At 47.1% G+C, this 18,658-nt stretch carries 22 protein-coding genes; 11 read left to right on the forward strand and 11 right to left on the reverse strand.

Annotation, left to right across the window (positions count from 1 at the left end):
* Positions 1 to 117: 117 nt before the first annotated feature.
* The 3 genes from hmoB (at position 118) to C5I45_RS14445 (ending at position 3,378) form a co-directional block, all read left to right on the forward strand.
* Positions 118 to 618 carry a heme-degrading oxygenase HmoB gene (gene hmoB, locus C5I45_RS14435; protein WP_003155224.1) on the forward strand — a complete coding sequence of 167 codons (501 nt, stop codon included), beginning with the start codon at positions 118 to 120 and terminating at the stop codon, positions 616 to 618.
* Positions 619 to 736: 118 nt separating this feature from the next.
* A complete protein-coding gene (locus C5I45_RS14440; RefSeq protein WP_057080119.1) occupies positions 737 to 2,122 on the forward strand; it encodes a hypothetical protein in 1,386 nt (461 codons plus the stop codon).
* A gap of 68 nt (positions 2,123 to 2,190) precedes the next feature.
* Positions 2,191 to 3,378: a M20 family metallopeptidase gene (locus C5I45_RS14445; protein ID WP_014304730.1), complete on the forward strand. Its 1,188-nt coding sequence runs from the start codon at positions 2,191 to 2,193 to the stop codon at positions 3,376 to 3,378.
* A 22-nt stretch (positions 3,379 to 3,400) separates the two neighbouring features.
* On the opposite strand, the gene C5I45_RS14450 is transcribed toward C5I45_RS14445, so the two are convergent.
* Genes C5I45_RS14450 through C5I45_RS14460 form a run of 3 tightly spaced genes read right to left on the reverse strand, consistent with a single transcriptional unit; the run spans position 3,401 to position 6,110 of the window.
* Entirely contained in the window at positions 3,401 to 4,105 is a 705-nt protein-coding gene (locus C5I45_RS14450; RefSeq protein ID WP_003155229.1) for an EcsC family protein, read from the reverse strand.
* A 42-nt stretch (positions 4,106 to 4,147) separates the two neighbouring features.
* A complete protein-coding gene (locus tag C5I45_RS14455; protein WP_025852099.1) occupies positions 4,148 to 5,374 on the reverse strand; it encodes an ABC transporter permease in 1,227 nt (408 codons plus the stop codon).
* Positions 5,367 to 6,110, reverse strand: a complete 744-nt coding sequence (locus tag C5I45_RS14460; RefSeq protein WP_025852101.1) for an ABC transporter ATP-binding protein — start codon at positions 6,108 to 6,110, stop codon at positions 5,367 to 5,369. The genes C5I45_RS14455 and C5I45_RS14460 overlap by 8 nt, the downstream gene beginning before the upstream one ends.
* A gap of 490 nt (positions 6,111 to 6,600) precedes the next feature.
* On the opposite strand from C5I45_RS14460, the gene C5I45_RS14465 reads away from it, so the two are divergent.
* The 3 genes from C5I45_RS14465 (at position 6,601) to C5I45_RS14475 (ending at position 8,893) form a co-directional block, all read left to right on the forward strand.
* Positions 6,601 to 7,038: an HIT family protein gene (locus C5I45_RS14465; protein WP_003155232.1), complete on the forward strand. Its 438-nt coding sequence runs from the start codon at positions 6,601 to 6,603 to the stop codon at positions 7,036 to 7,038.
* A gap of 136 nt (positions 7,039 to 7,174) precedes the next feature.
* Complete coding sequence (gene serC, locus C5I45_RS14470; RefSeq protein ID WP_025852104.1) at positions 7,175 to 8,254, forward strand: 3-phosphoserine/phosphohydroxythreonine transaminase; 1,080 nt, start codon at positions 7,175 to 7,177, stop codon at positions 8,252 to 8,254.
* Between the two features lie 120 nt (positions 8,255 to 8,374).
* Complete coding sequence (locus tag C5I45_RS14475; protein WP_003155234.1) at positions 8,375 to 8,893, forward strand: tryptophan transporter; 519 nt, start codon at positions 8,375 to 8,377, stop codon at positions 8,891 to 8,893.
* Between the two features lie 57 nt (positions 8,894 to 8,950).
* On the opposite strand, the gene C5I45_RS14480 is transcribed toward C5I45_RS14475, so the two are convergent.
* Complete coding sequence (locus C5I45_RS14480; protein WP_007409223.1) at positions 8,951 to 9,142, reverse strand: membrane protein YhzF; 192 nt, start codon at positions 9,140 to 9,142, stop codon at positions 8,951 to 8,953.
* 117 nt (positions 9,143 to 9,259) lie between these two features.
* Here C5I45_RS14480 and C5I45_RS14485 point away from each other — a divergent pair, with 117 nt between their 5' ends.
* A complete protein-coding gene (locus C5I45_RS14485; protein WP_007409224.1) occupies positions 9,260 to 9,616 on the forward strand; it encodes a YtxH domain-containing protein in 357 nt (118 codons plus the stop codon).
* A 180-nt stretch (positions 9,617 to 9,796) separates the two neighbouring features.
* On the forward strand, positions 9,797 to 10,408 hold the full coding sequence (locus C5I45_RS14490; RefSeq protein WP_003155240.1) for an HTH-type transcriptional regulator Hpr: 612 nt from the start codon (positions 9,797 to 9,799) through the stop codon (positions 10,406 to 10,408).
* On the opposite strand, the gene C5I45_RS14495 is transcribed toward C5I45_RS14490, so the two are convergent.
* Positions 10,405 to 10,746 carry a YhaI family protein gene (locus C5I45_RS14495; protein WP_003155243.1) on the reverse strand — a complete coding sequence of 114 codons (342 nt, stop codon included), beginning with the start codon at positions 10,744 to 10,746 and terminating at the stop codon, positions 10,405 to 10,407. The two genes, C5I45_RS14490 and C5I45_RS14495, sit on opposite strands and share 4 nt — an antisense overlap.
* Before the next feature lie 211 nt (positions 10,747 to 10,957).
* On the opposite strand from C5I45_RS14495, the gene C5I45_RS14505 reads away from it, so the two are divergent.
* Both C5I45_RS14505 and C5I45_RS14510 read left to right on the forward strand, forming a co-directional pair.
* Entirely contained in the window at positions 10,958 to 11,488 is a 531-nt protein-coding gene (locus C5I45_RS14505) for a DUF3267 domain-containing protein (protein WP_007409225.1), read from the forward strand.
* A gap of 60 nt (positions 11,489 to 11,548) precedes the next feature.
* On the forward strand, positions 11,549 to 11,767 hold the full coding sequence (locus C5I45_RS14510) for a hypothetical protein (protein ID WP_003155245.1): 219 nt from the start codon (positions 11,549 to 11,551) through the stop codon (positions 11,765 to 11,767).
* A 56-nt stretch (positions 11,768 to 11,823) separates the two neighbouring features.
* Here the strand turns inward: C5I45_RS14510 and yhzE2 are convergent, their stop codons facing one another.
* Entirely contained in the window at positions 11,824 to 11,910 is an 87-nt protein-coding gene (yhzE2, locus tag C5I45_RS14515) for a sporulation protein YhzE2 (protein ID WP_003155248.1), read from the reverse strand.
* A gap of 124 nt (positions 11,911 to 12,034) precedes the next feature.
* A complete protein-coding gene (gene yhzE1 / locus C5I45_RS14520; protein ID WP_017417375.1) occupies positions 12,035 to 12,121 on the reverse strand; it encodes a sporulation protein YhzE1 in 87 nt (28 codons plus the stop codon).
* Between the two features lie 158 nt (positions 12,122 to 12,279).
* On the opposite strand from yhzE1, the gene C5I45_RS14525 reads away from it, so the two are divergent.
* Positions 12,280 to 13,131: a peptidylprolyl isomerase gene (locus C5I45_RS14525; protein ID WP_003155249.1), complete on the forward strand. Its 852-nt coding sequence runs from the start codon at positions 12,280 to 12,282 to the stop codon at positions 13,129 to 13,131.
* 39 nt (positions 13,132 to 13,170) lie between these two features.
* On the opposite strand, the gene C5I45_RS14530 is transcribed toward C5I45_RS14525, so the two are convergent.
* The 4 genes from C5I45_RS14530 to C5I45_RS14545 all read right to left on the reverse strand — a co-directional run bounded on the left by C5I45_RS14530 (position 13,171) and on the right by C5I45_RS14545 (position 18,633).
* Positions 13,171 to 13,398: a sporulation YhaL family protein gene (locus C5I45_RS14530; RefSeq protein ID WP_014304727.1), complete on the reverse strand. Its 228-nt coding sequence runs from the start codon at positions 13,396 to 13,398 to the stop codon at positions 13,171 to 13,173.
* A 114-nt stretch (positions 13,399 to 13,512) separates the two neighbouring features.
* Positions 13,513 to 14,457 (reverse strand): 3'-5' exoribonuclease YhaM, encoded by a 945-nt coding sequence (gene yhaM / locus C5I45_RS14535; protein ID WP_003155251.1) that lies wholly within the window; start codon positions 14,455 to 14,457, stop codon positions 13,513 to 13,515.
* Positions 14,458 to 14,530: 73 nt separating this feature from the next.
* Complete coding sequence (locus C5I45_RS14540) at positions 14,531 to 17,413, reverse strand: ATP-binding protein (protein ID WP_107994468.1); 2,883 nt, start codon at positions 17,411 to 17,413, stop codon at positions 14,531 to 14,533.
* Positions 17,410 to 18,633: a metallophosphoesterase family protein gene (locus tag C5I45_RS14545; protein WP_107994469.1), complete on the reverse strand. Its 1,224-nt coding sequence runs from the start codon at positions 18,631 to 18,633 to the stop codon at positions 17,410 to 17,412. The genes C5I45_RS14540 and C5I45_RS14545 overlap by 4 nt, the downstream gene beginning before the upstream one ends.
* Positions 18,634 to 18,658: the final 25 nt, after the last annotated feature.

Raw genomic sequence — 18,658 nt, forward strand, 5'->3', positions numbered from 1 at the left:
ACCTCGCCTTTCTTAACTTGTAGTATGGGAAATATTGTTTCGAATTATGTCAGAATGAGTCGCCAATAGAAACTTATACCACTCTTTTGATATACTAGCAAGCAGGAGGTGGCTGATATGAAGGTTTATATTACATACGGGACAGCCGATTTTTTAAAGACGATTGCCAAGAAACACCCGAGTGAGAATATGGTGCTGATGCAAGGGGAGGATAATGCGGTTTTAATTCATGAAACAAATGGAGAAACCGTTTTTCAGGCGCCCCATTCCTATGAAAGCATCGACAGCGTCGGGGAAATCAAAAATCCGGGCTACGCCGTCCTCAACAACATCGCCGTTACCCAGGAAGGCCGTCCGCTGTTTGAAAACCGGTTTAAAAACCGCGCCGGCAAGGTGGAAAATGAACCCGGTTTTAAAGCCATCCGCGTATTAAGACCGCTCGAAGGCGATACGTATGTCATTTTGACCCTGTGGGAAGAGGAAAAAGCCTTTCAGGATTGGCAGCAGTCAAACTCTTATCAGGAAGCTCATAAAAAACGCGGAACATCTGCCGGTATCGACACGACGTCTATTTTTTCCCGTCCGTCTTATGTAACCGCTTATTACGCAATAGACTAAAAAACCGCCGGAGATTCTCCGGCTTTTTTGATGTCCCGATTTTACGCATCCTTCTTTGCACCTTCCGCCCGCCTATGAATACCCTGTAGCAATCCTATTTATAAACGGAGTGGTTCAATTGGGGATCGGCGTCTACTCGGTACATCTGCTTTATGTTGCTTTTATCGCGGCCATTATCGTTTTTATGCTTCTCAGAAAAGATACAACCTTTATTTCACTCGCCGGCATTTTTGTGATTGCGCTATGGACGACGCATTCATTCTCCGCTTCGGTCAGCAGCCTGTTTCACAGCTTTACGTATGCCGCCGGAGAATTGCTGCCGACGATTTTTATCATTTGTTTTATCGTGGCGATGAGCGGCCTTTTGACCAAAACCGGTATTAATGAAGCGATGATTTCTCCGTTTGCAAAGCTGATGAAAGGGCCGGCTGTCGCGTATTGGGTTATCGGCTGTCTGATGTTTGCCATCTCTCTTTTTTTCTGGCCGTCACCCGGGGTGGCGCTGATCGGCGCTGTGCTGCTTCCCGCAGCGATCCGGGCGGGCCTTTCTCCGATCGCTGCGGCTATGGCGATGAACCTGTTCGGCCACGGATTCGCTTTATCGGGCGATTACGTCATTCAGGCGGCCCCGAAATTAACGGCCGATGCCGCGGGCATCCCAGTGAGCGATGTCATGCAGGCAAGTATTCCGCTCGTTTTGATCATGGGGTTAACGACGACAATCACCGCTTTCTTCCTCATCATGCGGGATCGAAAAAAAACGAAGGCCCCCCTCTCCTTGGACAGCTCCGGTTCTTTGGACACAAGTATGTATCTGCCGAAAAAACTCAGGGTGATCCTGGCGGTTTTCATTCCGCTTGTTTTTCTCGCCGATATTATCTGCATGATCGTATACCGCCTCCAAGGAAACGATGCGACGGCACTCGTCGGAGGAACCGCGATCGGCATTCTCCTGATCATTCATTTCATTGTATATAAAGAGCGGCATTTAGAAAAGATCACCGAGTATTTTATCGGCGGTTTTCAATTCGGCTTTAAAGTATTCGGCCCCGTCATTCCGATCGCGGCCTTCTTTTATCTCGGTGACGCGGGGTTTAAAAGTATTTTGAACACCCCGCTGCCGAAAGGGTCTGCGGGAATCGTCAATGACCTCGGACTGGCCCTGTCCCATTCTTTTCCGATGTCCGGAGAATTCGCCGGCATCGCCCTGGCCGCAGTCGGTGCGATTACCGGGCTCGACGGGTCAGGGTTTTCCGGTATATCTCTTGCAGGCTCGATGGCAAAGCTGTTTTCTGCCGCGCTTCATACGGACCCGGCCGTTTTAACGGCGCTGGGCCAGATTTCAGCGATCTGGGTCGGGGGCGGAACATTGGTCCCTTGGGCACTGATTCCCGCTGCGGCTATTTGTAAAGTTGACCCGTTTGAGCTTGCCAGGAAAAACTTTATCCCTGTTGCGGCCGGACTTATCATCACGACCATCGCCGCCATCATCATTCTCCCGTAGCAAAAAGATTGAAATCTTCTGACATTTTCTATACAATCATGGGAAAAGCAGACGAGGGGGCATCGCTTTTGACGTTAACGACACTTCAAAAAAGCTTAAACGCTCAGCTTGACGGGCTGTATGAGGAAATGGTTGAAATCAGGCGTCACCTTCACATGAATCCCGAGCCATCCTTTAAGGAGAAAAAAACACCGGCGTTCATCGCCTCATTTTATGAAAAGCTCGGCGTCCCCATCCGGACGAATGTCGGGGGCAACGGTGTCACAGCCTGTATTGAAGGCGGTGAACCGGGACCGGTCGTGGCACTCAGAGCTGATTTTGACGCTTTGCCGATACAGGATGAAAAAGATGTGCCCTATGCTTCACAAATTCCCGGCGTCATGCACGCCTGCGGGCATGACGGCCATACGGCGGCTCTGCTCGCGGCCGGAAAAGTGCTGTACCGCAACCGGGAAAAGCTGAAAGGGTCATTTGTGATGATCCACCAGCACGCTGAGGAATTATCTCCCGGCGGAGCAAAAGCAATGATTGAGGACGGCTGCCTCGAACATGTCGATGCCATTTTCGGCACACACCTATGGGCGACTGAACCCGTCGGAACGGTCTTATGCCGCCCGGGCCCAGTAATGGCCGCCGCTGACGGCTTTACGATTAAAGTCATCGGCAAAGGCGGTCACGGTGCGATCCCTCACGATACGAAGGACGCCGTTTTAATCGGCTCACAAATCGTCACGGCTCTTCAGCATATCGTCAGCCGGCGGGTAAATCCGGTGCAGCCGGCCGTCATCTCAGCCGGCTCGTTCACCGCTGAAAATCCGTTTAATGCGATTGCCGATCAGGCAGTCATTTCAGGCACCGTCCGCTCGTTTGACGAAAGTGTGCGCGGCCTGCTCGAAGCAGAAATAGAAGCCGTCGTAAAAGGAATCTGTTCCATGCACTCCGCTTCCTATGAATATCGTTTCAAACGCGGCTATCCCGCCGTCGTCAATCATCCTGAGGAAGCGGCGCACGCGGCGGCAGCCGCAGCGGAAACAGACGGCGTTACGAAAGTCGTTGAAGGAGAGCCGCAGATGGCGGGAGAGGATTTTTCCTATTATCTGCAGCATACAAAAGGCGCTTTTTTCTTTACGGGCGCCGCTTTAGAAAACGCGGAAACCGTTTATCCTCATCACCACCCGAAATTTGATTTTAATGAAAAAGCGATGCTGACAGCCGCCAAGGTGCTTATCGGCGCCGCGGTAAGCTACCCCCGCTGACATAAAAAAAACAGCCGGTACATTACGTACCGGCTGTTGTAATTCTTAAATGAAAAACGTGCCTTGCCGTCTCACCGAGCTGTGACAGCAGTTTATAATTGGCCGCTCCGCCCACGGCGGCTCCGACGACCGGCAAAAGCTGAAACAATTTCACCACGTCCAGATAATCGCGGTATTCCTGCTGAAAAACTCTCCAATCGACATCATGCTTTTTCGAATCCCACTGTTCAATCATTGAGTATATGCGTTTCCGCTGCTCACCGCTTGAGAAAGCCAGCTGAAAAATAAACAGCAAAAACAATCGCTCATCCCTGTCTTTCACATCATAGCCGTAAATGGAGGCAAGATCGAACAGACATTTCATTTTAATGGATAGCAGCAAAGGAAAATCAGCCATTCCTAAAAAAATTCCGCCGGCCCCCGTACCGATACCTTCAGCTGCCGCGACCTTTTGGTACGATGCGATGGTTTGTCTGGCGAGAGCATCTTTTTCAGCAAGCGTCATACCGTTTGTATCCCGCTTGCTTTTCACCAGATTTGAACCCGCCATTGTTGCTTCGGTCATTTTTTTAATGCTTTCTGTGATGACGGCATGAATTTTTTCGGGAATCCGCTCATTTATTTTCGCCTGCATTCCTTTAGAAAAGCGTTCAAGCATGGAATCTTTGCGCAAAAAACGCGCTTTCCATTGCAGTGCTTCCTGTACCAGCTGCTGATCGTCGGTCATCTGTGTCTCCTTCTTTCATTGAGGTTTCAAAAACCCGATTGATTACAGCTTGCCGTACTTTTTCAATCTTCCGCCCATATACGATGGCATGATCACAAAAATCAGAACGGCTGAAGCAACGGCCGCATACAGCGCCCCGCTGACTCCCGCGGCATAGGCTGACGCTGCGCAGAACAGCAGCGCCTGCACGGTTAATGACGATTTCATCAGCGAAAAGAAACTTTGCAGCTTCGCTTTCTGATTGACCGGGTAAAGCTCCTGCAGAGAAAGATGATGAAAATGCCCGAACAGCGGAAGAAGCTGTATTCCTGTAATAAAGACGGTAAATACGGTTAACGCCGCCGTGATCCACGGATTGGCGGAAACGAGCATAATAATCAGGATAAAAATAATCGTGAGCCTGACCTGAATGCCGAGATAATCATTTGAACGCAGAAAGGCCCGCGCATACATATAGGAGAACGTTTTCCGCTGCTCAAACGGAATCATTCTGAGCAAAAAGTCGAGATACGCCCGGCGTTTTGCCTGTTTTTTCAGGTGAGGCACATCGGTAAACAGATTGGCGATTCTGTAAAACCGCTGCTTCCTTCTTAATTCATATTCAATATGAGCTTCCCATTTTAATGATTTATGTTTTGCTGCCGATGTGAAATACACATAAAGGCCGGCCATCACAATGTAGACGGCGGCAGCGTACACATAAAACGACTGTAAGACGAAGTATAAAAGCAGCATATTGCAGATAAAGCGTATGACCGCATCCATCATTTTCATGCTTCTGTCATTCATAAACGTCATCCGCCACTCCATGGCCTGATTCCACGCTTTTACCGCCAGCATCTGAATAAATATGGCGGCATACGACGCAAGCGACGCCCCCGGACTTACAGCGAAAAACAGAGGCATGCATACAAGAGACAGAGCAATAAGCGGAAACAGCTGTGACAGATAGCTGTACTTAAATGAATGCTTAAAGTATGTCCCCATTTTCGGTTCAAGCGGCAGCAGAAACACGAGGTCCGCTTCCTTTAACAGCGTCCGGACGTATGAACCGGTCAGCACAAATGAAAAGAGCACCGCCATCACCCAAAAAGAGGGAAAATGAACGGGAATGTCTTTGACCCACTTGCTGTACCAGCTCGCCGCGCCGGCAATAAAAAAGATCAGCACAATGACGAGATGATCATTGAGCATATATTTCATATACATTCTGGTTTCCTTTATATGCTCTTCAAGCCGGGACTGCCAAATAGTAGACATATTATTCATGGCCGGCGTCTTCCTTCGTCAGTTCAATATACAAGTCATCAAGAGCTGCGTCTTTCATGCCGAACTGCTCTCTCAGTTCTTCCAGTGTGCCGCTTGCCCGCACTTCGCCGTTATGTAAAATAATGAATGCGTCACAGTAGCGCTCTGCCGTAGCCAGGATATGCGTTGACATCAGCACGCTTGATCCGGCTTTTTTCGCGGCGTCCATCCGCTCCAGCAATGCATTGATCGCAAGCGGGTCAAGGCCGAGAAACGGCTCGTCAATGATATAAAGCGAGGGCTCCGCGAGAAACGCGCACATGATCATGACCTTCTGCTTCATCCCCTTGGAAAAGTGAGCGGGAAACCATTTCAGCCTTTTTTCCATTCTGAATTCTTTCAAAAGCGGAGGAAGCCTTTTTTCAAGCGTTTCTTTGGAAAGGCCGTACGCCATGGCCGTCAGCTCCAGATGCTCTTTGAGCGTCAGTTCTTCATACAGCACCGGCGTTTCGGGGATGTACGTAAATTGCGAGCGGTAGCTTTCCTTATCCTCCGAAAACGACTTGCCGTTCAGCTCGATCGAGCCTTTATGCGGGTCCATTAATCCGATAATATGCCGGATCGTCGTGCTTTTGCCCGCGCCGTTTAATCCGATGAGTCCGACAATCTGGTTCGGCTCAAGGGTGAATGAAACATTTTTTAAGACCGGGTTTCTCGTATAACCGCCGGTTAAGTCTTTTACCGATAGCAGAGACATAATTTCTCCCCTTCTGATTCGTTTTTCTTCATAGTACCAAAAATAAAGTCTGATTTGAAACGATTCCCTTTTTTTCTCACGTGAAAAGCGTGCATAGTTATCGTTTTGGCGGACATCATAATGTATGTAGAAGGAAACAGCTTTAATCAACTGAAAATGAGGTGTTTATAAAAGACGTCTTAGAACAGTTGGATGAAAATCAACATGTCCTGTGCTTACAATTTCTTCACACACTGCTTTGATGATGTTCTTCATTCATGATGAAATAATCAAATGAGGTGTTTGTCCCAGGAATGATTAAGCAGACCCATAAGTCTTCATTTTAAAAACAAATGAGGTGCTTACAAAAGGCATATTTAATTTTCTGTGATAAAGCTCGTACTTCTGCATCAGGGTGAACGCGCAGCCGTTCATCCTGTTTTTTGTTTTGACCGTTTTTGTGGTACGATGAGAATATACATATATTTCTTTTCAGGGAGGAAACCCATCTATGCACAAAGCGGACGATTGTATTTTCTGCAAAATCATTGCCGGTGACATTCCGTCTTCAAAAGTATACGAAAATGAACATGTTGTGGCGTTTCTTGATATCAGCCAAGTCACAAAAGGCCATACGCTCGTGATTCCGAAAACACATATCGAAAACGTGTACGAGTTTACGCCTGAGCTTTCTAAAGAATATTTCGAAGCGGTGCCGAAAGTCGCACGCGCCATCCGCGATGAATTCGAGCCGATCGGGCTGAATATTCTCAATAATAACGGTGAAAAAGCGGGCCAATCGGTGTTCCATTTTCACATGCATATCATTCCGCGTTACGGAAAAGGCGACGGTTTCGGGGCTGTCTGGAAGACCCACGCCGAAGACTATACGCCTGACGATCTTCAGGAGATCGCTTCAACCGTCAGAAAACGGCTTGCCTCATCTTAAAGATGAGGTTTTTTTGCGTCCGGCAACACAAAAAACATAAAATTATATTTTTTCATATCAAAAAAATCAAAAAATTGTGATAGGATAATTGTATTATTTCTTACACTAAAGCGGAAAACAGGGAGAGATCGTAAACATGGAACGTACAACGAATTTCAATGCAGGACCCGCAGCCCTTCCACTGGATGTGCTGCAAAAAGCACAGAAAGAATTTGTCAACTTCAATGACACCGGCATGTCCGTCATGGAGCTGTCCCACCGAAGCAAAGAATATGATGCGGTGCATCAAAAAGCAAAAAGCCTTCTGAAAGAACTGATGGATATTCCCGACGATTATGATATTTTATTTCTTCAAGGCGGCGCAAGCCTTCAATTCTCCATGCTGCCGATGAACTTTTTAACGCCGGAGCAAACGGCTCACTTCATCGTAACGGGCGCATGGTCTGAAAAAGCACTCGCCGAGGCGAAACTGTTCGGAAACACATCCGTCACGGCAACAAGCGCAGATTCAAACCACAACCATATACCGGAAGCGGACCTCACAGGAATCAAAGACGGCGCCTACCTGCATCTTACGTCCAATAACACGATTTTCGGAACGCAGTGGAAAGAGTTCCCGAATTCACCGATCCCGCTCGTAGCCGACATGTCAAGCGACATCCTGAGCAGAAAAATTGATGTCAAAACGTTTGATGTCATCTATGGCGGCGCCCAGAAAAACCTCGGCCCGTCCGGCGTCACGGTCGTCATCATGAAAAAATCATGGCTTGAAAACGAAAACGCCAACGTCCCTAAAATTTTGAAATACTCCACTCATACAAAAGCCGATTCACTGTATAATACGCCGCCTACATTTGCGATTTATATGCTGAGCCTCGTCCTTGAATGGCTGGCTGAAAACGGAGGTGTCGAAGCGGCTGAACGGCGCAATCAGGAAAAGGCCGACGTCCTGTACGGCACAATCGACGCAAGCGGCGGGTTTTACGCGGGGCATGCCGCAAAAGACAGCCGTTCTCACATGAACGTCACGTTCACCCTCCGCGACAGCAGTCTCACGAAAAAATTCGTTGAAGAAGCGAAAGCGGCTAAAATGACCGGACTCGGAGGCCACCGCTCAGTCGGAGGATGCAGGGCGTCTATCTACAACGCCGTCAGCCTGGCTGATTGTGAAAAACTGGCTCAGTTTATGAAAAAGTTCCAGCAGGAAAACGAATAAATTTCTTCTAACATAACGGTTCCTTTGATATACTGTTTGCATATCAATTTTTCCGGCCATCGCAATAAATGACGAGCATATTATTGGATGGCGAAAAAGCTTAGCAGAGGAGAGCTTAGTATGAAAACAAAAGAATTAGTCATTATGGCCCTGTTTGCGGCAATCGGAGCGGTGCTTCATTCCATTATGCCGCCGGTATTATTCGGAATGAAACCCGATATGATGCTTGTGATGATGTTTATGGGTATTCTGTTATTTCCCCGTGTGCAGAACGTGCTGATGATCGGGATTGTAACGGGAATCATTTCCGCACTCACGACATCTTTTCCGGGCGGACAGCTTCCGAATATCATTGAAAAACCGGTAACGGCGTTTCTGTTTCTCGCGCTGGCGCTTTTGGTGAAAAAGAGCGTGAAAACAGCGGCCGCCGCCGTCATTACAATAGCCGGCACCTTCATCTCCGGTTTGCTCTTTCTGGCGCTGGCCCTTCTGATTGTCGGCCTGCCGGGGGGATTCACCGCCTTGGTGCTCGCGGTCGTCCTTCCGGCGGCTGCGCTGAATGCGATCGCCATTATCATTATGCATCCGATTGTGCAGACGATCTTAAAACGGTCCAATATGATTGAAACGGTGAAATAGCCGCATACCGAAACCTCTTCCGGCCGGAAGAGGTTTTTTAATGTGTTTCAGCATGTTTTATACGAGAAGTTTTGTGAAAAAGATAAGGAACAATGCGAGGGCGGTTCCTGCTGAGCAGACGATGGCCTTTTGGCGGACGACCCGCTTCGGCGGATAAGAAGCGGCCTGGCCGAGCAGTTTCAGGTAATAAACGGCGCCCGCCGCAAAGACAAGAGCCATACAAGATAAAACAATCATAAAGACAGACAACCTTCTCCCTCCTTTTCCCTTAAAAAATATGCTAAAATAAAGCAAGCTATGTATAGAAGTTTATTCTTCTGAACAAAAATGATAAAAGTTATGAGAAAAAAAACGGGGTGATTTTAAATGGCTGACGGACGTTCCCTTTTAACAGGCCTTTTCGTAGGCGGATTGATCGGAGGCGCAGCGGTGTTACTTTCGGCTCCTTCATCCGGAAAAGAGCTGCGGGGCAAAATCAAAGCGAATTGCAATTCAATTGAGGACACAATCAAACGGTTAAAAAAAGACGGAATGGCGCTTAAAGACCAGCTTGTCCAAACGGCGAAAGAAAGCGCAGAAGTCATTAAAGACGTAGGCGGAGAGCTTCAGACCAGCATTAAAAGGTGGCAGGAGGAAATCAAGCCGCACCAGCAGGATCTTCAAAAGGAAATCGCTGATATTGAAGAGAAAATCAGACAGCTGGAGAAAACCTTACAAAACTAATATCCTATACAACCAAAAAAAGTGCGGGCATATTGCGTTCCGCACTTTTTTTTTGCGGTTTAAAGCCTTTCACAGCAACGGATTAAGAATTTATTATAAAATTCTTAAATTTTCATCTTTATTAATCTTTATTTTATTGGCATAATAGAGGAAAAGAAAATGTGAAGCAGGTGATCTGTATTGAATCGTGTTGAACCGCCTTACGATCTAAAAGAAGCTTTAATCTATACCCAAAAAATGGCGCAGCTGTCCAAAGCACTCTGGAAATCTATCGAGAAAGACTGGCAGAATTGGCTGAAGCCGTACGACCTTAATATTAATGAGCATCATATATTATGGATTGCCTATCAGCTTAAAGGAGCTTCTATTTCAGAAATCGCCAAATTCGGCGTTATGCACGTATCAACTGCATTTAACTTTTCAAAAAAGCTTGAAGAACGGGGATATCTGAAATTTTCCAAGCGGCTGAATGATAAACGGAACACGTACATTCAGTTAACAGAAGAAGGGGAAAATGTATTCGAAAGCCTGCTTGAGGAGTTTGACCCGTCTAGAAACGCGGTGTTTAAAGGCTCACAGCCGATCTACCACTTATTCGGGAAGTTTCCGGAAGTTGAAGAATTAACCTGTGTCATCCGCCACATTTACGGCGAAGATTTTATGGAGATATTCGAGAAATCATTGACAAACATAAACAATGATTTTGATAGTGAAGACGGAAGGCTGAAGAAAAAAACGGACGAATCGGCTGTCCATGAAACGGCTGAAGAGCTGGAACCGATCAACAGTTAATCAAAGTGCTTCATTATCTCAATAAATTCTTCCATCAGCGCTGTATAAAGCCCCTGCTCATACAGAGCAAAAATCGTTTCATGAACATCTAATTTTTCGTTCAGCTGTCCCGCAAAAAGCGCAAGGAGCTTGTCAAACGTCACAAAGCCTTGCGCTTTTTGCGACTCCAGCTCGTCCTCCAATTCGCGGCAGATCCGCCCGACCTCTTCTCCTTCTTCTTCGGTCAGCCCTTTTTCAATCATCATCGCATAAAAAGGGTACTTATCCATATCCACCGTTTTCACCAGCAATTGTATGTAATATTCTAAACGCCCGATACGCTGATCCATTGAATCCATCCGTTTCACTTCTTTCTATCTTTAATCTTATTTTAGCTGATAATGAATGGAGAAGAAAGGTTAAACCGTACATTTCCATGTTTCACCGAGCTCTTCTGTTCTTCCCTTTCCGGGGTTATTTTTTTTCTTTAAAAAAGGATTGATTTTTTCTCCTGAAGAGAGTAAATTATTTTGAGATTGTATTCCATCTTTGTACGGAAGGATGACTCTGATGAATTGCTGGAAAACCATTAATCTGATCAAAGATTATGGTGCGGTTCGTTTATTATTGACTGCTGTAGGTTTTATGATCCTGTTTTTTATATGCAACTTCTTGGCATTCGGGCTGCTGCGTCCGAATATCAGTTTAAGTGACGGGCACGTGTTTGCTTTTTGTGTTCTGCTCGTTGTTACTTTATTTGTACATAAAGTCATACATGTCCTGCCGATGATCTGTAAAAAAAGAAAAAAGGAAATGAAAATGTACTTCTTGCGGATGCCGACATGGAAAGGCATACCGAAAACGACGATGCTGATTTCTACGATCAGCCCGTTTTTATTCATTACGCCGCTATTGTTTTATGCCGGACTGGCATTTCCGAGACACGCTCATTACTTTTATATGATTTCGAGCATTCATGCGGGTTATTGCCTGCCTGATCTTCTGTTTGCGCTGCACCTGGTCAAAGCGCCCAAATCATGTCTGATTGACCAGGAATCCGACGGTTTTGATATTTTAGTAAAAAAAGTGCCGGAGTCTTGATATCCCGCTGATTTTTCAGGTTACATTCTATCTTTTTTAATAAATATTTGGTAATGTAATATGGGAGCAGTTCAGAGAGAGGGGGAATCTCCCATCATTTTATTCTATTTTATCGTGGCTGCCCTGTTTATTCTTTATTTCATAAACAGGCTCACAAATACATTATGCCTTGTCAGAGAGATTCCTGAAGACCGGCAGGATAAGGTATTCCGTTTTATTAATGTATCTATTTTAATTTTACTGATCTCTTCATTCGTCGAGATCTCCTTTACTGTGTAAACAGGCAAAAAAATATGGCTGACGGAGGTCTGACCCCCGACAGCCATATTTTTTTCTTAATAAAGCCAAGAAGCGCCGATGATGATCAATAAGATGAACAGAACAACCAATAATGCAAAACCGCCTGCAAATACTTCACCCATCTCCAAAAGCACCTCCTACAAAACGTTTTATTTTTCCAATTACATCATATGCAATTTACTTCTGAAACGATTAGGCGCCCGGGTAAGAAAACGGACCGCTTTTAGAAAAAGCGATCCGTTTCGCTTAACAAATGTAAGCTGCACCTACGATGATAAGCAATATGAACAGTACTACGAGCAGTGCGAAACCGTTTGAATATCCTCCGCCCATGGTTCATTACCTCCTTTTCATGATCAATATATTTGTATGTATCAGGAAAAAGTTTGACTAGACGAATGCCCTTTATTTAAAATCTTTTTACAGAAAGCCACAATATGTTATGATACGCATATGCAATTTAATTTGGATGATTAGGAGTGTTTAAAGGAATGAAGAAAATCGCGATAGCAGCTATTACGGCAACGAGCGTCCTGGCTCTCAGCGCTTGCAGCAGCGGCGACAACGACGTGATTGCCAAGACGGATGCCGGAAATGTAACAAAAGGCGAACTCTACACGAATATGAAAAAAACCGCGGGAGCAAGTGTGCTGACACAGCTCGTACAAGAAAAAGTATTAGCAAAAAAATACAAAGTATCGGATAAAGAAATCGATAACAAGCTGAAAGAGTACAAAACGCAGCTCGGCGATCAGTACAGCGCCCTTAAACAGCAGTACGGCGAAGATTACCTGAAAGATCAGGTGAAGTACGAACTGCTTGCACAAAAAGCGGCGAAAGACAACATCAAAGTGACTGACGCTGATACGAAAGAATATTACGACGGCTTAAAAGGTAAAATCCGCGCGAGCCACATTCTTGTCGCTGACAAAAAGACAGCTGATGAAGTGGAGAAAAAACTGAAAAAAGGCGAGAAGTTTGAAACGCTTGCGAAAGAATATTCAACTGACAACTCAAAAGACAACGGCGGCGACCTTGGCTGGTTCGATAAAAAGTCAATGGATGAAACATTCAGCAAAGCTGCATTCGGTCTGAAAGTCGGACAAGTCAGCGATCCGGTCAAAACAAAATTCGGTTATCATATCATCAAAAAGACAGAAGAACGCGGCAAATATGATGACATGAAAAAAGAATTGAAAGAAGAAGTTCTTAAACAGAAATTAAACGACAACTCAGCTGTACAGGCGGCAATTCAAAAAGTCATGAAAAAAGCTGACGTAAAAGTGGAAGACAAAGACTTAAAAGACACGTTTAACACTTCAACTTCTTCTGAATCTAAATAAAAAAAACTGTGCGGGCTCTCGGCGAGCCGCACAGTTTTTTTATGCGATGGAATGATTGGAGTTTTCTTCTGCATCCGTGTTTTCACTTGCGGGCGCCGCCATACGGCGCTCGCGTTCCTGTTCCATCCGTTCAATATACACCCTTCCTTCTTTTTCAATAAACGACTGGTCAAGCTTTTCCTCTTCTTTAGCTGTTGTGAAAAGCTTATAGGCGCTGAAAATAATTCCGATAATGCAAAGGTATACCCACCAAGGAAAAAATAGCACGTCGGTTTCCTCCCTTTTTCACCCAGAGTCTTTATTCTAAGCTATGCTTGATAAAGACAAGTTATGAGAGCTGAACGTAAAAAAGACCGATCATAGAGAATCGGCCTTTTTATCTTATTGATGGAACGTCGGTTTGTAGAAAGAACGGTTTTCCAGCGCAAATACACGCTCTGTGTATTCGCCCGGCTTCACCCGTTCCAGCGCTCTGTCCATCATGATCATTTTTGCATCCAGATTGTCAATGTAGTGCAGAATTTCCGCTTCTTTCACCATCGGCGGTTTCGGGCTTCCCCATTCCGCTTTTCCGTGATGGCTTAAAATCAAATGCTTCAGAATCAGCACTTCTTCAGCGTCAATCTGAAGCTCTTCGGCTGCTTTTGAAAGCTCTGTCACCATGATCGAAATGTGCCCGAGCAGATTCCCTTCCACGGTGTACGTCGTGGAGACGGGGCCTGAAAGCTCTTTTACTTTGCCGAGATCATGCAGAATGACTCCGGCATACAGTAAATCCCGGTCAAGAGACGGATACAGATCGGCAATCGCTTTTGCCAGGTTCAGCATGGACACTACATGATACGCGAGCCCGGAGACGAACTCATGGTGGTTTTTAGCCGCCGCCGGGTAATCCATAAACTCAGCCGCATATTTTTTGACCAGATGTCTTGTGATCCGCTGGATATTTGGATTTTTCATTTCAAAAATGTATTGAGTGACGGTTTCCATCATTTCATTTTTCGGAATCGGCGCCGTTTCCAGAAAATCATCAATGCTGACATTTTCGTTCTCGCCGGCCGGCCGGATGTTTCTCAGCTTAAGCTGGTTTCGTCCGCGATAGTGATGGACATCTCCGATCACCTTCACGATCGTCTGCGCCGCGTACGTTACTTCATCAGTCGGCTTGGCATCCCACAACTTCGCTTCGATATCTCCCGATTGGTCCTGCAGCATTAACGTCAGGAATGGTTTTCCGTTGCTTGCGATTCCCTTAGTCGAAGATTTAATCAGAAAGTATTGATCGACCTGCTCGCCGACCTCGTGCAGCATAATACCTTTTGCCATTCTATTAAAAGCTCCCTCCATATCTTACATAATACCAGTATAGCACATACCTCTTTTTTGAAAATAAACTCTTTTATGACAGGAGCCGCATGACTTGTCCGCTGTGAAAAGACCGGCTGACATGCTCATGGCAGGTGAAATAAAGTATCTGCCGCCCGCCTTCTGAAAGCTGATTCAGCACATCAAACAGCCGCTCCAGCCGCTGCCTGTCAAAATGGACAAAACTGTCATCAAGTAAAAACGGAAGTGATACCGCAGATTCCCTCTCTGACGCAAGGGCAAAACGGATCGCCGCATAAAGCTGCTCGCATGCCGCCTGTGACAGTTCGCCTGCTGAAAACACAGTTCCGTCTTTCCGCATGACCATAATGGAATCATCCGCCTCGGAGAAATACAATTTATGGTAACGTCCGTCCGTAAGCGGTCCGTATAATGCACCGGCGGTTTCTAACAGACGGGGAAGCGTCACTTTTTTATGCCGCTCCATTTTTTCCCTGATGATGTGTCTGACCGTCTGTAATGCGGCCCACTCTTTAGCGGTTTTTTTCACGCGCTCCTTCTGCATTTCTGTCTGCTGTTTTAAATCGGATACAAGCCCCGAGGACTCCAGCTGCTCTTGTTTCACCGTTAATAAAGCGGTTTTCTCACGGAGCTGCGCGCTTTTTTCCTCAAGCGTTTTTTTCTCTGTTTCCTTCTGAACGACTGTATGTTCAAGTTCGGACACTGTGCGGCTCATATACGGCTCAAGCAGTTTTCCGCCTATGCCGGACAAGTGCGTTTTGATTTCGCGCAGCTGCCGCTCTGTTTCCCGGCGGCTTTCATTCAGTCTGGCGAGTTCACAAAAGTGTTCGCGATTTTTTGCGCCTGCCGCCATGAAAAGCTGTTTGACCTGCTGTTCGTAGTAATGGACTTCTTCGTTTAATTCACGCATTTGCTCTTGTGCATGCAGCAGATCCGTTTCGAGCGCCTGCTTTCGTTTTGCTTCCTCACGGGCCCGTTCCGCCTGTACCAGCAAAACGCGCAGTCTTTCTTTTACGGACAGCTCCCTTCCGTCTGAAGGACTCAGCTTTTTGACCCGGTCCTCAAATGCTCTTTGCAGCTTTTGCAGCCGGCCCGCTTCAATGGTCAGCTCATGCTTATTAAGGATTTCTTTTTTGACATCTTTCATCACATGATATGCGTCAAGAAGATGGGAAGGACTTCCTGAAAAACCCAGTTCCTTCATAAAAAGTTCCGCCTGTTTTTCAGACGGCGCCATTTCCGCCTCCCATTCTTCATATTGGCGGATGACTCTTTCATATGCCGCTTCTTTCTGTTCAAGCACGGCTTGATCCGCAATCAGCTGCTGCCGGTGCCGGCCGTCACGCCAAAGCTCTTCCTGCAGAAGGTCAGCCGCTTCTTTGGAGATCGTCGGCTTCTTTTTCTTGTGACCGGCCCCTCCTCTTTCTGACGGCAGCGGTTTTTGCATGCCGGACAGCATATACAGCAGCAGAGCGCCGGTAAAAAGGGCGGCGGGCAGCCATTCCTTTAACATAGCGAAAATCGCAATGAACAGAATGCCCGCACCGAGAAAGAGCTTTTTTTGTTTGGCGCGCTGTTTTTCCAGCTGCTGTACATGTGCCTGCCATTCGTTTCCTTCTGTATCAGCCGTTTGCTTATATGATTGTAAAGCGGCTTCTTTTTCTTTCCTGACAGCGGGGTCCAAAATGTTTTCCGACGTCAAGGCATGTTTTCGTTCGGCTTCTTCCAGCTCCAGCCGCGCTTGTTCGAAAATCGCATCAAGCTGTGTCTTTCTTTCTCTTGCCTGTCCGGCGCTCTGCACGGCTTCCTGCAGCCGCCATTCATATTCATAATCGGTGTTCAGTGAAAGAATGCCGTCTTCCTCATGTCTTCCGAGCTGCTGTAATCCTGACGAAACGCGGGCAGATGTCTGCCGGATCTGTGATTGGATGGCGGCAAGCTGTTCGCCGCGCGATTCGTACATATGCTGCTCGCCGGAAAGCTCCTGCAGCTGCCGCTCTGTTTGCAGCAAGTCCTCATTTGGAGCGAGCAGCTCAGCCTGCCGCCTGAGTTCAGCCGCTTTTGCCCGAAGTCCCTCAAGACGGGCAGCTTTCGGATGGAGATGCGATTCGTATTTTTCAAGCTGATGCATCCCGTCCTTCGGGAATTGCTTCAATGCATCCGGATAAGAAGAAAGTTCGCTTTCCAAGGCTGTTTTTTTGTCTGCGAGCGGCTTTGCTTCTATCGCCGATTTTACTGTTTTGATTTCTTCAGTTATGTCTTTCAATCGTGCTTCGGCATCCTGCAAACGGCCGCCGGCGCTTTTTTTCTCTTCCAGAAGGCTGTGATAGCCCGCTTCCGCAGCTTCCGCCTGTTTCAGCTGGGCGCTGAGCCGCTTTAATGTATCCAACTCCTGATTTAAGCGGGGGTTCCGCCCGTTCGGCTTATACATCCTGTCAAGTTCTTTTGCCAGCCGCCCGTCAAGCTTTGCCGCCGCTTCCGACCCGAATAAGCTCGAATACAGGAGAAACTCGCCGATTTTGTCCCGGTTAAAAGCTTGAATCTCCTGCAGTCCGAATACATCGAACGAATAGATCGCCTCGTACAGCGCCCGATCTGTATCGGAAAGAAGCTGTTTGAGCCATTCTCCGTCCTTGATTTCGCCTGAAGCCGTATACACTCTGACTTTTTCGGCAGCGCCTTTTGTCCGTTCGATTTTGACGGCACCGTGATCGCCATGCTTCAATTCCACAGTGCCGCCGTAAACCCCGCCGTTTTTCGGTTCGTATTTTTTTGATTTCGGAAAACCGAACAGCACGCTTTTGATGAAGGACATCAATGTTGTTTTGCCCGCTTCATTTAATCCGTAGATCACTTGCACGGGAGAATCTGACAGCTGAAAACTTCGGTCGGAAAATTTTCCGTATTGGTAAATATGCATTGCCGTTATTTTCATCGCTGAAGCTCCTTCATCTGGCGTCTTAAAACGGCTTGAGCCTGCCGCTTAATATCCAGTATCTCTTCATCTGTAAATGAAGTGATCTGACGCCGATATACGGGATGACGCTCAAGGGCTTCAAATACACCGCTCATGTCCGCGCATTGTTCTATGTCCTGAAGCAGCCCTTTAAAAAACGGATCGGGCGGCACGCTGTCTGTTTCATCCGTCCGATCCTCAAGCGCTAGCGGCCAGACGAAACATTCCTCTTCGGCCTCTTCCTCCTGTAAAGCGGAAAGAAACTCCTCTGCGATGCCTGCGGGCGCCTCCGTCCAAAAGCGGGGCGCCGCGCCGCGAAGCACCAGCCTGACACATGCCGGGCGGCCCGCCGCGCGCAAGCCGGAGAATGTATCCGATGCGGCTTTCAGAAGTGAAGTCATATGTTCAGCTCCTGAGATATCAAGATCAATTTCCTCCCATAACACATCATGCGCTTCTTTGAATTCCCAAGACATCTCACCGTTTGCCGCCCGGACGAGATAATATCCCTTAGGCCCGGTTTCTTTTAAATGCCGGGCTTGAATATTCCCGGGGTAAATAACGGCGGGATGCTGGGCGGACAGAACCTGCCGTTTATGAATGTGTCCGAGCGCCCAGTAATCCATGCCGCTTTTTTCAAGGTCTTCTTTCGTAAACGGGCAGTACGGGTCATGCCCTTCCGCTCCTGATAACATGCCGTGGAGCATGCCGATATGATAAGGCGCGCCGGTCATTTTCCGGTAACGGGCCGCCTGATTGACCGTTACGCTTCTTTCCTGATAGCTGCATCCGTATATGCTTGCCGCAAGCTCTCCGTTTTTAAAGAAAGACTTTTCCTCCGGTGTACCCGAGGTGAATATATGTACATTTTCCGGCCATTCAATCGGCGTCCACTTACCACCCAAATGATCATGGTTGCCGAATATGACGAACACTTGGATACCCGCTTCCTGTAATCTCGTAAACTGTTTTCTCAAAAACAGCTGGGCTTTTAAACTTCTGTTGGCTTCGTCAAACAGATCCCCCGAAAGCAGCACGAAATCTGCCTGCTCCCGGAGTGCCCCGTCCGTCAGACGGCGGACGCTGTGAAATGTGCTTTCTTTAATACGCGCATATACCGGTTCAGGCAGATTCGAAATGCCGTAAAACGGGCTGTCCAGATGCAGGTCAGCGGCATGAATAAACGTCAGATCAGCCATCTCGCCCTCCCCTTTCTGCAGATTG

The sequence above is a fragment of the Bacillus sp. ZY-1-1 genome (assembly GCF_003047165.1).
Lineage (GTDB): Bacteria > Bacillota > Bacilli > Bacillales > Bacillaceae > Bacillus > Bacillus velezensis.